Source organism: Streptomyces chiangmaiensis, assembly GCF_036281785.1.
Lineage (GTDB): Bacteria > Actinomycetota > Actinomycetes > Streptomycetales > Streptomycetaceae > Streptomyces > Streptomyces chiangmaiensis.
Genome location: NZ_JAYWVC010000657.1, coordinates 1 through 828, shown reverse-complemented (window position 1 = coordinate 828; position 828 = coordinate 1). Strand labels below are relative to the sequence as shown.

Genomic DNA, 828 nt, shown 5'->3' with positions numbered 1-828 from the left:
GTGATCCACTACCAGGACGGCAACGCCCTGTCGGACGCGAACACCAAGTTCGTCGTGTTCATGATGTGCGCGCCGGGTCAGCCGATGCTCACGTTTGTCGACGAGGAAGAGCTGAAGGAACGGGCGCACCTGCGCGCCCCGCGTCCCTCCACAGGCTGACCCGCGGTGGCGACGAAGGTCGGAGTCGACCTCGGGCCCGCTGTACGGTTCGGTGTGCGCGTCCTTCAGCAGCGGGTCAGCGCGGCGTGGGCGCCGGTGTGCAGAGGGTCGTCGTCACCTCGCCAGGCGATGGAGATCCGTGGCTGACAGGCTGGTCCGGCTGTCTGATCAATCATCGCGCAGCCTCTGCCCCGTCATCGGCGGAGGAGGTTCTCGCATCGGTCCGGTATGCACCGATCCCCCGACAATGCTGTGGCGACGACTGCCTCGATCACTCTGCCGCCCGGTAGCGGAGACCAGCTGTGTGCCGGCCTCCCCACCCGGCCGTTCCGCCCCTCGTCGAAAGGCGACCTCTAGGGAGTTCGAGCGGGTGTTGCGGGCCTGGCGCGGTACAAAGGCCGTACAGGCTCTGTGACGGGTCCCCGGGGCACGTTACGGGGAACGACCAGGGCCGTGCCGGCTTCACCAACGGGGTGAGCTCCGTGTCACTCTGCCCAGCCATTCATGCTCGGCCTCAGCGACCGACGGCCCGGCGAGTGGGGCGGGCGGATGCAGAAGCTGACGCGGGACGGGATCCGGGCGGACTTCGCCCGCGGCTGGCGGGCCGGTGTCATGGAAACCAGCCACCATCGACATCACCACCAACCCCAACGGTCTTCAGGCCTGGCC

At 68.2% G+C, this 828-nt stretch carries 1 pseudogene; it reads left to right on the top strand.

The annotated features are described in order from the left end of the window. Nucleotides 1-159, top strand: a pseudogene (locus VXC91_RS46240) (cupin domain-containing protein); the annotation flags it as partial. Nucleotides 160-828 lie beyond the last annotated feature (669 nt).